This window comes from Okeania sp. SIO3B5, assembly GCF_010692555.1.
GTDB lineage: Bacteria > Cyanobacteriota > Cyanobacteriia > Cyanobacteriales > Microcoleaceae > Okeania.
The window spans coordinates 1-14,324 of record NZ_JAAHHG010000243.1 but is presented as its reverse complement, the minus strand read 5'-3'; the positions used below and the strand labels follow the sequence as shown (position 1 = coordinate 14,324).

Here is a 14,324-nt window from a genome sequence, read left to right as displayed (position 1 = left end):
TTAGTTAAAAAAAGTCCAAGCTTAATGGTTGTAATGGTTCAAAAAATTAGCATTTTAGGCGTATAGTTGCGCAGAATAATTCCTTGATTCTTCTTCCTCCTGCCTCCTCTATAATTCCCATTTCTCCTGTCTCCTGTCTCCAGTATAGCTGTCTCCTACCCTTACCCATAAGACTTTTGAGCGCAAACCCTAACTATTGGCGATCATAGTGCATACCTAATAGCAGTCTCAGAAATATGAAAACTAACAGGACTTACACAGCAACTTAACTTGTATGGTGTCCTATAGGAAAGTCTATACAACGGCTAATAATGTGCGCTGGCTTGCTTTACAAATTACAGGAGGTGTCCAATAGCTAAAAGTCTTATATTATCAGCAATTTATTCCCCCAGATGAGTTGTTGCTTTCCGGAGCTGTTGCCTGCACACAGCGCTATAACACCGGAATTTTGGGTAAGTCCTGAGTAGTATAAATGATAAGTTATAATTTGGCAAAAATTTTTATGTCCAAAACCATAGTGATTTCACAAATAGAAGCAGAAACTCAGGAAATAGATCCTCTAACATTGCTTTATATTCGAGAAGGGTTAACCAGAGATTCTTTAGCCTTAATGTTAGGAGTGGCTAGAGATACAGTAGACAAATGGGCAGCACAAAGACGGCAACCATCTCGGCCTATTCGTCGTCTTGCTGCTGAAATATTAGCACGTTGGCAACGCGATCGCATTACCGATAGAAAAATGTAAATCACTTTTAGGTTTTTGTCCTACACAGTTAATAATTATCAAGTTAAGGTAGATACAGGTGAACAAAAAACACCAAAAAAATCAAAGTTATCAATCATATTTGATGACAAAAAAACTACTTTTTTTTGAGGACAAACAATGCTAGTTTCAACATTTGAACTACTCTTAAAACCTATCACCCCTACGGCAGGAAATATTCCTAATTCTGACCGTCAAGTTCTCCAAGGTTACTTTTTAACCATTGCTAATCCTAATAACGCTAATGTTACCCTTCGTCTCCAATTTACAGCTACAACACCTAACTTAAATTTAGCTGATACTATTACTATTAGTGATGTAGCAGGTGTTAATGTATTTGGCGATTTAACTCCCACCCCAGACCCCCGTAAATTCATTCTTAATGTAGAAATAACTGCCAAAGATACAGGATTAGTGATTTTACAGCCAGATATTACTACTCTAAATCCACAGGTTGATACAGTCGAAATTCGTGGATTTGTCGAAATATTTTTGCTTCCTCCTAGTGAGAAAATTAGTGTCTTATTAACTCCCGAACACCGAGGTACATTTGTCAGTGAAAACCCACCTATTGTTTCTGACTTTGACCAACTGGTTTATGCCCTACCAACTGCTACTGGGGGTAGTTTATTCCAACTACCATCTCTTATATCTGACAAAAATATTAAAGAAATCAAACCAGAAATAAAGGAAATTAAAGAAGCCAAAGAATTTGAAAAAAATCCCAAAGAAAATATCGAAACAGTTACTGCTAACCAAGGAAATGAAGTACAACAAACACTAGCTTTAATGGCTCAAAGTATCGATAACATCGGACAACGTCTAGCAACACAAGAGGCTTTCATATCTTCTGAAGAGCGTCCTGTTGTTGGTGAAGTTGCTGTCAATAACGGATAAAAAGGAGTAGAGTAGTGCTTGTTGTTATTGCTAGTAACTATGACAAGACTGCTCGGTTTTTTGTTGAACATTCGGCAACTGATGGTGTAACGCTACTAACCCCTGAAGATTTATCAGTGGTTGGGTGGCGACACCATCTGGGAAATACCAAAAATTCCACGGCGGTAGTGGGAGGCAAAATTATAGAAGTTGCACAAATAACAGGTGTGTTAACTCGCCTCCCTGCAGTTTTTCCAGAGGAACTTTTTCATATTGTTCCCAATGATCGCTCTTATGTAGCTGCTGAAATGACAGCATTTTTGGTTTCCTGGTTAAATACACTAAAATGCCCAATGCTCAACAAACCGACACCAACTTGTCTACTAGGATCGAATTGGCGATCGCCCCAATGGATCTATGCTGCTGCTCAAGTGGGGATGTCTATACGTCCTCTGCATCAACATATTGCTCTGGGGAAGGAAAATTTGCCAGAAGTAATTCCAGAAAATTCGGCAACAGTAACTGTTGTTGGTAAGCGTTGTATTGGTGAAGTTGATGCCACCTTAGCAAATCAGGCTAGATGTCTTGCCTATGCTGCTGGAGTTGAGTTATTAACTGTTCAATTTAGTAAAGCTGATGCTAATGGAGAATTTATTGATGCTAATTTGTGGACAGATATTTCTCAACCAGCGATCGCTACTGCCATTCTGGAGTATTTTATAGAAGAAGGCAGAAGGCAGGAGGCAGAAGGCAGAAGGCAGGAGGCAGGAGGCAGAAGGAAAAACCTTGCGTTGTCTTACTTTTAACTTTTTTAGGACTTACGCATGAACGCTATTAGTAGTAGAATGGCACGCCTAAAAATGTAGGTTGGGTAGAACGAAGTGACACCCAACAAAGCCTGATTATGGTTGGGTTTATCCTAGCGGATAAGCTGGCGCTAACCTACGTCAACCCAACCTACGTTTATTGCACTTCAGCTAGAGGTACTGATAACTGATAACTGATAACTGATAACTGATAACTGAAATGGCCACTTTTTTAACGAGGAAAAAAATGTTAATTTTGTTGTGGGGACTACCCGGAGATTCACCTTTAGGAGCAGTACAGAAAGAATTGCAAAATTTAGGTATACCTCATGTACTGCTCAACCAACGAGAAATTCTTGAAACCGAAGTTAAGCTTTCTGTAGGGGAAAAAATTACAGGAGAAATCTGCACTCCTACTGACAAAATAGACTTGAATGCAATCACAGGAGTTTATGTGCGTCCCCACAACTCTTACAAACTTCCAGAAATCATGGAAGCAGGGCCAGAAAGTTATGCTTGGCAACACGCGACTGCAGTAGATAATGCTTTGTTGTCGTGGGTAGAAATGACTTCTGCCTTAGTTTTAAATCGCCTTTCAGCGATGGCAGCGAATAATTCTAAACCGTATCAATTACAGCAAATTCGTAAGTTTGGGTTTCAAGTACCTGATACTTTAGTTACTACCACTCCTAATGCGGTACATGAGTTTTGGCAAAACCATGGCAGTGTAATTTACAAATCTGTCAGTAGTACCCGCAGTAAGGTTTCTCAGTTACGACTAGAACACGCGGAACGTTTGGATAATGTTGTTTCTTGTCCAACTCAATTTCAGCAATATATATCTGGTAGGGATTATCGGGTTCATGTGGTGGGTGAAGATGTATTTGCCTGTGCTATTAGTTCTGCTGCGGATGATTATCGTTACGCGGGAGTTGCCAATGCTCCTGAAATTTTTAGTTATCGTTTACCAAAAGATATAGAAAATAAATGTAGACTAATGGCGGCAGAAATGGAATTATCTTTAGCTGGCATAGATTTGCGAGAAACTCCAGAGGGCGAGTGGTACTGTTTTGAGGTTAATCCTTCCCCAGGATTTACATATTATCAGCAAGAAACAAATCAACCTATTAGTAATGCCATAGCTAAATTATTGGCATCTTTATAAAGTCAAAATTCAAAAGTCAAAAGTCAAAAGTAAGATTTTATAGAACTACAAATAAAAGTCAAATTTAAAAGTCAAAAGTCAAAAGTAAGATTTTACAGAACTACAAATAAAAGTCAAATTTAAAAGTCAAAAGTCAAAAGTAAGATTTTACAGAACTACAAATAAAAATCAAAAGTAAGGTTTTATAGAGCTACAAATAAAAGTTAAAAGTTAAAAGTCAGATTTTATATCATGTTCCCCTTGCAGGGGAGCTGCGAATTGCGGATAATCAGTTATAAAAAACCTTTTGCCTTCTGCCCTCTGCCTTCTGCTTTTAGTACGCAGATATTATAAGTATTCAACCGAACATGATATTACAGAACTACAAATAAAAATCAAAAGTAAGGTTTTATAGAGCTACAAATAAAAGTCAAAAGTTAAAAGTTAAAAGTCAGATTTTATATCATGTTCCCCTTGCAGGGGAGCTGCGAATTGCGGATAATCAGTTATAAAAAACCTTCTGCCTTCTAACCTTGCTCTTTCTCTTCTGCCTTCTGCTCTCTGCTTTCTGCTTTTAGTCCGCAGATATTATCAGTATTCAAAGGAACATGATATTACAGAACTACAGATAAAAATCAAAAGTCAAAAGTAAGGTTTTATAGAGCTACAAATAAAAGTTAAAAGGTAAGCATTCAGCAGTCAGCTATTAGCTATCAGCTTTATTAATTTTAAAGGAGGAAAAAGCAATTGAGAGATTTCAAAGAATTAAAAGTATGGGTAAGAGTACATTAGTTAACTTTAATAGTCTATCGAGCCACATAGTTCATAAAAAAGCTGAGAGCTGTTTGCGGAGCATTCCGTAGGAAACGCTAATAGCTGAATGCTTACGTTAAAAGTTAAAAGTTAAAAGTCAGATTTTATAGAGCTACAAGACTTTAATTCTACAGTAATTTACGGAAGTTATAAGTTAAAAGTCGGTGTTGCATAAATGCGCTTGGGATTTTAATAGTTTTGTGGAAGTGGAATGGGCATCTTGCCTGTTCCTGATATTTTTCCCCGTTACAAAAATAACTTCTGAATTCTAAATTATGACTTCTAAATTCTAAATTATTCACTGTTCTCTGTTATAAAACTATGAATTTAAAATTCACACCACTTTCTTCCAGTTGGGTAGCACTTCATCCTCAACCTCGTGGAATTATCCAATTTATCGGGGGAGCTTTTTTTGGCAGTTTCCCAACGATTTTTTATCGCTATTTCTTAAGTCAAATGTATGCTGAAGGATACAGCATTATTGCTTTACCTTTCCGCTTTAGTTTCCAACACTGGCCTATTGCTATTAGTCTATTAAAAGAACAAAGTGTTTTAGCAAAAGCTATGCCAGAACTTGCTGAAAAATTAGGTTATGAAAATAATATTTATACTGACAAATCAAAATATTTTTGGGTTGGTCATAGTTTAGGCTGCAAGTATATTATGCTGCTAGAATTCCTGAGTGAAAATGGATGGCAAGACAAACTCAGAAAATATGCTGATGCTCACGAGGTAGAAAAAGTAGAAAGAATTTTCCATCAAATTCGTCCTAGTATAACTACTGTTTTAAATCAGCATTCTTTGTTAATCGCTCCAGATATTAGTGATACAAATAGCGCTATACCTATCCCTGCTTTAGCAAAATTAATAGACAGAATTGGTTTAGGGGTAAAACCCAATCGAAAACAAACTCAATCTTTGATTAAACATAGTGATTTATTTAAGTTAATTTCTATAATTTCTTTTACTAAAGATACTGTAGCAGGTAGTATTACAGATGGAGGTAAAAGTAAAGAAATTCAATATCAAAGTGATGTACTTTGGTTAAAAAATACCTTAATAAATAGAGGGTTATTACATCAAGAAATCCAGGGAAAACATTTAGAACCAGTGGGAATAAAAATAGGAAACTATATTGTTGATTTGAATCCTTTAGATAAATTTATTCAGCCAATTGAGGGCAGATCTTTAGAACAAATAGCTTTACATTTACTGGTTGAAGAAGAAAGAAAGAAGAAGTGGATGGAGACTCAAACCCATGAAGAAGGAATCAGGAAGAAGGAAAAATCTGGTGTTGTCTGAGTTTTAAACTTTTAATATGCCCTAACATTATTGTAATAATATTTTTTGAAGTTGATGAAATATTATTCAAAATAGTAGGGAAGTTCCATGGAACGTCCCTACTACAAGTATTTGACTTTCCTATTATTGAGATGTGAAATTAAAACCGCAAAATTTCTCTACTAAAATCATCAGGAATCGGCTCAATTTCCCAGATTAAACCTTCCCCTGGCTCTAAAATTACATCTACATATAGCTTTTCTACAGCATGGGTAGATACAGCTTGATTCTTTTCAAAATTTTCTCCATACTCTGTCAATAATCGCAACTTAAAGCCTGCCGGAATTAAACCTCCCACAGCTACATTTTGCAGTTCAAATCGCCAGATTATTTCACCATCTTTCACTCGACTAATTACCCGCAAAATAAAATATTGTCCGGCAATTTTGAGTTGTTTTGATAAAAAATTATCTGTGGAAATTTCTAATTCTTCTGTAGATAATTCCTTGTCAAATGCTAAATTTGTTTGTTTATTGAGTAATAGCCAGCCAATTTGTTCAGCTATTTCATTCATTCCTTGTTTGAGCAATTCTAAAACATTAATTTCTAATACTTCTGACTCATTTTGCAGTTTTAATTCTTCTAAAATTGCAAATAAATTATCCAGAGGTTGTAGCCGTGCCAAACCAATAGTTTCTGGTAAATTATCTACATCTGTTACAGGAAAATATCCTAAAACTTTGGCTTTATCTAAAACTTGCTCGAACTGCACAGCCACAAAACCAATGATGTTTTCTGGTATATCAGGAGGTACGGAAAATTCAGTTTCTCCAGGCACAATTGGAATACAAAACAATCTCTTGTTTTCTACTACTAAGTCTGTGGCATTTAACACTCCACTCAGAATTGGATTTAAACTTTTAACCTGTTGTAAATCTGTAGAAAAATCTAACCATTTCAATAAATTATTAACAGCCTTAACAGCGAGAATATTAAAATAAGTCTGTTTGCCAATTTCTGGGTTAGATTGTTCGGATGCTACACTGGCAGCTTGTTGATGTGTTTCAGCATCTAAAGTGACAATCACTGGTTGTAATTCTGTTTTATTAATCATTGTCTTTTTCTCCTAATATTTCTTTAATTTGTAGTGCAAATAGTTTGGTGTACTTGTCGAAATTCCGCTCGATATCCTGATTAATTTCCTCAAATACACTCTCACAATGTCTGCGCCAATAGCTTTTGAGAGTTTGATATTTAATGTTATGTTCCTTAGCCAGATTTGCCCAAGTTTTTTTCTTTTCTGGTTGGGCGAGAGTTGTTATAGCTGTATTTTTTCTAATGTGTTTCCCTGGTTGTTTGTTAACAATAACCCAGTTTTCTTTTTCTGTTACTTTGTCACCTGTATTACTCAAATAAAAATACTGAATTATTGTTTGAGCGTTACATTCTGGATATCCTTTGGGATGAATTTTCTGTAATTTTCCTTCTGGATCATTCTCAATGTAAAGTTCTAAAATCAGACCTTTTCTTTGAGTTTTCTGATTTTGTATATGGGTAATATAAGTCTCAAAACCATCTGATGTAGAAATATTAAACCCTTCATTAGCTAATAAGTTTATCCAATCTTCTTTTTGCTCCTCACCTACTGGAGTATTGAGACTAATTTCTTGATTTTTTTTGCGGTATAAATCAAAAATGTCATATTTTAAATATCCATTTATCCACATCACATAACGCTGTCGCACCAGTATGGATGAATTTTGACTAATATCAATTCTCCATCTTTTTTTGTATTCCTGGAAAAACTTATCAATATTGTGTTTTACAGAGAATAAAGTGTTATTAACTGCCTCTAAATAATCTGGATGTTTGTCTTGACGAATTCCTGGCAACTTGGGAGTAATATTTAGTAAGCTGTTAATAGTTTGGTTTCTTTGGTCTCCCCTTTGGTTTTTGATTTCTGTTAATAGTTGTTTGACTTTTGCATCTTTGTCCATAATTTGAGTTTCATGAAATATTAGGATTTGAGCGTCTCTATATTTAATGTCGATATCTCTGGAAAAAGTTATTCATAATTTGAGTTTCATGGAATATTAGGGTTTGGTGTCTATATAATTAATGTCGATATATCTGGAAAAAGTTATTCATATTTAGAGGAGTTAAGCGTAGGTTGGGTAGAGAGACTCTGAAACCCAATACTAAATAATTAATTGAGTAGAACACAAAGTTGTATGCAACATCCGTACAAGGTTATCATTTTTTTTATGTGGTTCACTAATCTAAAAACCTCTTTCAACAATGAATAATGAATAATGAATAATGAATAATTACCTCTCCTTGAAAGAAGAGGATTGACAAAGAGATGAAAAATTTTCTTTATTATCCCCTTAAAAGGGGAGGCTTTAAACCACAATTTTTCGGTAAATTGTAGCTGTATAATGCAATCTACTATTAATTATTAATTAGGAGAAAAAAATACTGTAAATATCTTTTTAAAATTTGGAATTAGAGGTGAAAAATGGTACAGGTAAAAAATCAACTCACATTACAAGAATTTATCGAACTGCCACCAGGAGAAGGAGATATTACTTATGAATTTATTGATGGAATAGCAGTAGCAAAAATGTCGCCCAAAAAATTTCATTCTAAACTGACTCGTGCATTACTATATTTAATCGATGAATGGTGTCAAGAAAAAGGAGAAGTCTGCCCAGAATTGGCAGTTAAATTAATCAGAAAAGGAAAAGATTGGATGCCTATTCCAGAATTATTGTATCTTTCTGCAGAACGTTTTCCTGAAGACTGGGAAGAAGATGTTGCTTGTTTCGTACCGCCAGATTTAGTAATAGAAATTATTTCTCCTGGTCAAACTTATGGTCAACTGAATGCTAAAGCTAAAGATTATTTAGATGCGGGTGTATTAAGAGTATGGGTTGTTGATAGTAAAGCGAGGAGTATTACAGTTTTTTATCCAGATGCACCGCCACAAACTTATATGGGAGATACTCTACTGATAGATTCTTTATTTCCAGGATTAGAGTTAACTGCTGAACAAGTATTTAAAAAAGCTGGAATTATCAATAAAATTATTCCCAGTTGATTATAAGTCTGATAAAAATTGCTATAATTATTATTGTGTATAAGTCCTGATATTAACAATTCCTAAATTAATCTGGAGGTAATTATGTCAGAAAAATTAACACTTCTGCCCCATGAATATCCAGACACCAGTAATATGATTCTGGAGGATGATACTCCCTTGGATAGTTTTATTAATGAAAAACAACAACGTTTACTTACAACTGTATTTTATAGTGGTGCTGAAATACCTATAAATGTTCCTTTTATTGTTGCTGCGAATGTGGGTTTATTTTCTCATGTCCGAGATTCAGGAATTGTGCCGGATGTGTTTTTAAGCTTAAATATTATTGGCAGTGAAGAATGGTGGGAAAGAAATGTTCGTTCTTATTTATTCTGGGAATTTGGTAAGCCACCAGATGTTGTAATTGAAATTGTTTCTCCTACTCCTGGCAATGAATTAGGAAGTAAATTAACAGACTACGCGCAGTTAAAAATTCCTTATTATGTTGTCTACGATCCATTGCAAAAACTAAGTGAAACTGTACTGCAAGTATTTCAACTTCAATTTAATTCTTATATTCCTAAAAATGATGCTTGGTTTACGGATGTAAATCTGGGATTAACTCTGTGGAATGGTAGATTTGAAAATATTAATGGTACTTGGTTACGTTGGTGCGATGCTGATGGGAATGTGATTCAAACAGGAGATGAAATAGCAGTAGAAAAAAATCTGGAGCTATCCCAAAAGGATGCTCAAATTAAACAGGCGTTATTATTGGCAATTGAAATGGGATTCAAACTCAAGTTTGGTGATGAATATATGGGGATATTATCCGAGATTTCAGCAATTAATGATGTGAAATTGTTAGAGAGAATTGTGACTCAAATTCCCCAGGTTTCCTCAATGGATGAATTGCGAAAACTATATTCTGAGTAGTTGAAAAATACGAACAAGGAATGCCTAGTATGGGAGCAAGATGCTCCCACTGCCATTTCTGATGACAAAAGTAATTACAACTCGACATAACATTACTTCTGACTTCTAACTTCTGACTTCTGACTTCCTATGGCGATCGCTCAATTTTAGAAAAAATACTGTAGGTTGGGTTAAGCGGCAGCGCAACCCAACAGCATACTTGTGTTTTGTTGGGTTGACGTTTACGGAAACCCAACCTACAAAGTTGACTTATAACTGATAACTGATATCAGACAAACCCGGTTTCTTATTCAGAGAAATCATCCGTATATCCGTGGCCAAATCACTGTGTGCCACCCCTATTCGACTTAGCCAACTGTTTCGCTACCATCTCTGGATCTGTTTCTATTTCCTCGGTGTCTGGGTTAAGATCAATATCTGGTTGCCATGTTTGAGCTTGCTTAAATAGAGAAATAGCTGACTCAACTTGCTGATTTTCTATTAATTCCCTACTAATTCGTAACAGATTTGTTGCTGCATTTAAACTGAAATTAGAGTCAAGTTTTACTGCTTGTTGAAACTGAGAAACTGCTTCCTCAAGCTTTCCCTCTGCTGCTAATTTCTCACCTTTTAAAAAGAAAGCTGTGGCAGAAGGCTCTATTTCACCGCAAAGATATCGTTCTTTTTCTTCTAAGTTAGGGTTATTTTTCAGGTAGTCGCTCATCCACTTGCAAGCGTTGTTTATTAACTCATCTCGGTTAAAATTCCACAGTTTGATAGTGTTATCCTCACTCCCCGAAGCAATCAATTTTCCATCGGGGCTAAATGCTACAGCATTGACAGAATCATTGTGCCCCGATAAAGTCTCAACTAAAGTGCCATCTGTTTTCCACAGTTTGATAGTGTCATCCCAACTCCCCGAAGCAATCAATTTACCATCGGGGCTAAATGCTACAGCATTGACACCACTATTATGCCCCCGTAAAGTCTCAACTAAAGTGCCATCTTTTTTCCGCACTTTGACAGTGTTATCATCATTCCCCGAAGCAATCAGTTTTCCATCGGGGCTAAATGCTACAGCTTTGACATCACTATTGTACCCCTGTAAAATCTCAACTAAAGTACCATCTGTTTTCCACAGTTTGACTGTATTATCATCACTCCCTGAAGCAATCAATTTACTATCGTGGCTAAATGCTACAGCATTGACATTATCATTGTGCCCCTGTAAAGTCTCAACTAAAGTGCCGTCTGTTTTCCACACTTTGACAGTGTTATCATCACTCCCCGAAGCAATAAATTTACCATCGGGGCTAAATGCTACAGCAGAGACACCACTATTGTGCCCCTGTAAAGTCTCAACTAAAGTGCCATCTGTTTTCCACAGTTTCACTGTGCCATCCCAACCCCCCGAAGCTATCAATTCCCTATCGGGGCTAAATGCTACAGCTTTGACACGATTATTATGCCCCTGTAAAGTCTCAACTAAAGTCCCATCTGTTTTCCACAGTTTGACTGTCTTATCCCAACCCCCCAAAGCAATAAATTTACCATCGGGGCTAAATGCTACAGCAGAGACACCACTATTGTGCCCCTGTAAAGTCTCAACTAAAGTGCTATCTTTTTTCCACACTTTGACTGTCTTATCCCAACTCCCCGAAGCAATCAATTTCCCATCCGGGCTAAATGCTACACCCCAGACATTATCATTGTATCCCGATAAAGTCTCAACGAAAGTACCATCTTTTTTCCACACTTTGACTGTCTTATCCCAACTCCTCGAAGCTATCAATTCTCCATCGGGGCTAAATACTACAGCATTGACATTATCATTGTGCCCCTGTAAAGTCTCGACTAAAGTGCCATCTGTTTTCCACAGTTTGACTGTCTTATCCGAACTCCCCGAAGCTATCAATTCTCCATCCGGGCTAAATGCTACAGCCCAGACATTATCATTGTGTCCCGATAAAGTCTCAACTAAAGTACCATCTGTTTTCCACAGTTTGACTGTCTTATCCCTACTCCCCGAAGCAATCAATTCCCCATCAGGGCTAAATGCTACAGTATCGACAAAATCATTGTGCCCTGATAAAGTCTCAACGAAAGTGCCATCTTTTTTCCACAGCTTGATGGTTTTATCCCAACTCCCGGAAGCTATCAATTCTCCATCGGGGCTAAATGCTACAGCCGAGACAAAACTTTTGTGCCCCTGTAAAGTCTCAACGAAAGTGCCATCTTTTTTCCACAGTTTGACAGTCTTATCCGAACTCCCCGAAGCTATCAATTCTCCATCCGGGCTAAATGCTACAGCATGGACACCATTGTTGTGCCCCTCTAAACGATTGACTTCCCTGCCTGGTAAGTCAAGGATTTTTCGTAGTAGGTTTGTACCCTGTTTCTGAATAGCCTCATCCTTTGTTAATTGTAATTTTTTAGCTATTTTTAGCGCTTCCATCTGTACTTCTAAGCTAGAGTCTAAGCGGGGTTTTAATGTAGCTATTTCAGCTCTGAGATTAGCATTTGTTTCTCCAACAACAGCCCGACGCCACTGCCACACTGCCCCCACAGCAAATACCGACACTGCCACCAAACCACTGACTAACCCCAAGATCGTCCTTCGCTTACCCAGTCGTTTCTCCTCTTCCTGCCGTTGACGTAATGCCATCCCCGCCTCAATAAATTCTTGAGTCAACTCAGACAACTCATCACCATACTTAATATAAACTTCCTCTGCATTCTGCAACTCCACATCCCGTAGTAACGAACCACCCACTCGCCCATGTTGCACCCAATTCTTAGCCCTCTCCTCAATGTGTCGTTGCTGTTGTAGGCGACTTCTATTTTCATCCAACCACCAACGTAAAGTTGTCCAATGACGAATTAAGATTTCGTGAGCAACTTCTACGGTGATTTCTAATTCCTCTAAATTCTGCTCAACAGACTCAGCAACATTCTCCTCCAAATTTTCCCCCTTTTCTCCAGACTCCACTTTCCCACCAACAACAATTAACCGCGCATCACTCAACTTTTGCAACACAGACTCCATCACCTCCTTCCCATACTTCTTACCCAACAACTCTGACTTCAACACCCGACGGCGAGTATCCTTTCCCTCCTCACCCAATTGCACCAACTCCAGAAAAATAAACTGAGCGCAACTTTCCTCCTCCCCATGCAAACTCTGCCTCACATCCTCCGCTTTATTTTCCAACACCTCCTTAAAACCACCAATTTCCTCCTGATAAACCTGCAAACTCAATATTCCATCCCGCCTCTTCTCCCACAACTCCCGCAACACAAACTGCAACAAAGGCAAACCCCCCAACTCTTCCTGCACTCCATCCAACAAAACATCCACCAAACCAGACTCAACCTTTAACCCCACCTTCTCAGCAGGTTTAACTATAGCCTCTCGATATTCCTCCTCCTGCAAATTCGGCGACACCAAAATCAAATTCTCCTCAACTAAAACATCCAACTCTGGCACTTCCAAACAATTACCAATAAAATCATCCCGCAACGTTATTATTAACTTCAACTTATCGGACGTTTCCCGCAAAGCACCCAACAGCAAATTCAGAAACTCCAAACGTTCCTTTTCAGCAGTCAAAGTAAATAATTCCTCAAACTGATCCACTACCAAAACCACCATCGGTTCCACCCGACGACGCAACCACCACACCAACCATTCCACACCTAAATGCAAAAAAACCTCCATTTCATCAACTTTCCCATCAGTTGCCAATACCTGAGCTAAAGCATTTATCGGATTTTTACCAGGGCGAAAACAACAGCACAAACATTTACCAGGCGGTTGCTTCCCTGCCGCCAGTTGTGGCAAAACACCAGCTTGCACCACGGAAGACTTCCCACTACCGGAAGCACCAACCACTGCCAAAAACGAACTATCCCGCAACCTTGCCAAAATTTCTTGTGTCAACTTTTGCCTACCAAAAAAGAACTCCGCATCCTGTTGACGAAACGCCAACAAACCCTTATAAGGGCAGATATTAGCATCAAAAATTGTATTAGTTGCCTCCCCAGGAAGCAAAATATCAATAGCATTCCCAGACAAATAAGTTTTAATAGGCAACCGTTGCTGCAACTCAATAACCAACCCCGCAACAGTCAAACCATGTTGAGCATTTCCCAAAATTTTCACCAACTCCTGAGAAAACTGTAACGACGAGGAAGCAATAATACATTGAGACTTATTATTTTCTTGGTGCAAATATTCCACCCATTGAGTCAGCACATCATTTTCAGCATTTGGAAAATCAAGAATAATCACCTGTTGACGCACCAGGGAATTCCATAACTGTCTCTGCAACCAAAAACAACTAATACGCACCCCATCTCCCAAAACCAGATAATGCTCATGCTCATTATCATCATTAACAACACTTTCAACGTATCCGCGAATATACAAAAACGCCGTCTCCAAATGCAACTCCAACTCCCCCCTTCCCAAGGAAGGTTGGGGGAGATCAACTTCCAACTCCAACTCCCCCCTTCCCAAGGGCAGGGCTGTTTCAAAGTATTGTAGATTAACGATGAGCGGGAGAACGGGAGTAATGGGCATAGTTAAACAGTGAAATTTGTCAAAATTTGCCGATTTTTCAGCAAAGTACGCGTCGTTAAGCT

At 37.7% G+C, this 14,324-nt stretch carries 10 protein-coding genes; 7 read left to right on the top strand and 3 right to left on the bottom strand.

The annotated features are described in order from the left end of the window. The first annotated feature begins 502 nt into the window (after window positions 1–502). The 5 genes from F6K54_RS26025 to F6K54_RS26005 all read left to right on the top strand — a co-directional run bounded on the left by F6K54_RS26025 (window position 503) and on the right by F6K54_RS26005 (window position 5,704). Window positions 503–745, top strand: a complete 243-nt coding sequence (locus F6K54_RS26025) for a hypothetical protein (RefSeq protein WP_293083955.1) — start codon at window positions 503–505, stop codon at window positions 743–745. 138 nt (window positions 746–883) lie between these two features. Then, window positions 884–1,660 carry a hypothetical protein gene (locus F6K54_RS26020; RefSeq protein ID WP_293083952.1) on the top strand — a complete coding sequence of 259 codons (777 nt, stop codon included), beginning with the start codon at window positions 884–886 and terminating at the stop codon, window positions 1,658–1,660. A gap of 14 nt (window positions 1,661–1,674) precedes the next feature. Next, on the top strand, window positions 1,675–2,445 hold the full coding sequence (locus tag F6K54_RS26015) for a hypothetical protein (protein WP_293083950.1): 771 nt from the start codon (window positions 1,675–1,677) through the stop codon (window positions 2,443–2,445). Window positions 2,446–2,665: 220 nt separating this feature from the next. Continuing rightward, window positions 2,666–3,610, top strand: a complete 945-nt coding sequence (locus tag F6K54_RS26010) for a RimK family alpha-L-glutamate ligase (protein ID WP_293083947.1) — start codon at window positions 2,666–2,668, stop codon at window positions 3,608–3,610. A gap of 1,113 nt (window positions 3,611–4,723) precedes the next feature. Continuing rightward, the gene (locus F6K54_RS26005; RefSeq protein WP_293083944.1) at window positions 4,724–5,704 is read left to right on the top strand and encodes a DUF1350 family protein; all 981 of its coding nucleotides are present in this window, start codon (window positions 4,724–4,726) and stop codon (window positions 5,702–5,704) included. 139 nt (window positions 5,705–5,843) lie between these two features. Here F6K54_RS26005 and F6K54_RS26000 read toward each other — a convergent pair whose 3' ends face one another. Then, window positions 5,844–6,797 (bottom strand): DUF1822 family protein, encoded by a 954-nt coding sequence (locus F6K54_RS26000; protein WP_293083942.1) that lies wholly within the window; start codon window positions 6,795–6,797, stop codon window positions 5,844–5,846. Continuing rightward, a complete protein-coding gene (locus F6K54_RS25995; protein WP_293083940.1) occupies window positions 6,790–7,680 on the bottom strand; it encodes a hypothetical protein in 891 nt (296 codons plus the stop codon). Before F6K54_RS25995 ends, F6K54_RS26000 begins: the two co-directional genes overlap by 8 nt. A gap of 521 nt (window positions 7,681–8,201) precedes the next feature. On the opposite strand from F6K54_RS25995, the gene F6K54_RS25990 reads away from it, so the two are divergent. Next, window positions 8,202–8,783 carry a Uma2 family endonuclease gene (locus F6K54_RS25990; RefSeq protein WP_293083938.1) on the top strand — a complete coding sequence of 194 codons (582 nt, stop codon included), beginning with the start codon at window positions 8,202–8,204 and terminating at the stop codon, window positions 8,781–8,783. A gap of 84 nt (window positions 8,784–8,867) precedes the next feature. After that, window positions 8,868–9,701, top strand: coding sequence for a Uma2 family endonuclease (locus F6K54_RS25985; RefSeq protein ID WP_293083935.1), 834 nt, complete (start codon window positions 8,868–8,870; stop codon window positions 9,699–9,701). 322 nt (window positions 9,702–10,023) lie between these two features. On the opposite strand, the gene F6K54_RS25980 is transcribed toward F6K54_RS25985, so the two are convergent. Then, complete coding sequence (locus F6K54_RS25980; protein ID WP_293083933.1) at window positions 10,024–14,109, bottom strand: hypothetical protein; 4,086 nt, start codon at window positions 14,107–14,109, stop codon at window positions 10,024–10,026. Window positions 14,110–14,324 lie beyond the last annotated feature (215 nt).

Coding starts and splice junctions, on each gene's coding strand:
- F6K54_RS26025 (WP_293083955.1), top strand. CDS start 503: ATGTCCAAAACCATAGTGATTTCACAAATAGAAGCAGAAACTCAGGAA.
- F6K54_RS25985 (WP_293083935.1), top strand. CDS start 8,868: ATGTCAGAAAAATTAACACTTCTGCCCCATGAATATCCAGACACCAGT.
- F6K54_RS26010 (WP_293083947.1), top strand. CDS start 2,666: ATGGCCACTTTTTTAACGAGGAAAAAAATGTTAATTTTGTTGTGGGGA.
- F6K54_RS25995 (WP_293083940.1), bottom strand. CDS start 7,680: ATGGACAAAGATGCAAAAGTCAAACAACTATTAACAGAAATCAAAAAC.
- F6K54_RS25990 (WP_293083938.1), top strand. CDS start 8,202: ATGGTACAGGTAAAAAATCAACTCACATTACAAGAATTTATCGAACTG.
- F6K54_RS26005 (WP_293083944.1), top strand. CDS start 4,724: ATGAATTTAAAATTCACACCACTTTCTTCCAGTTGGGTAGCACTTCAT.
- F6K54_RS26020 (WP_293083952.1), top strand. CDS start 884: ATGCTAGTTTCAACATTTGAACTACTCTTAAAACCTATCACCCCTACG.
- F6K54_RS26000 (WP_293083942.1), bottom strand. CDS start 6,797: ATGATTAATAAAACAGAATTACAACCAGTGATTGTCACTTTAGATGCT.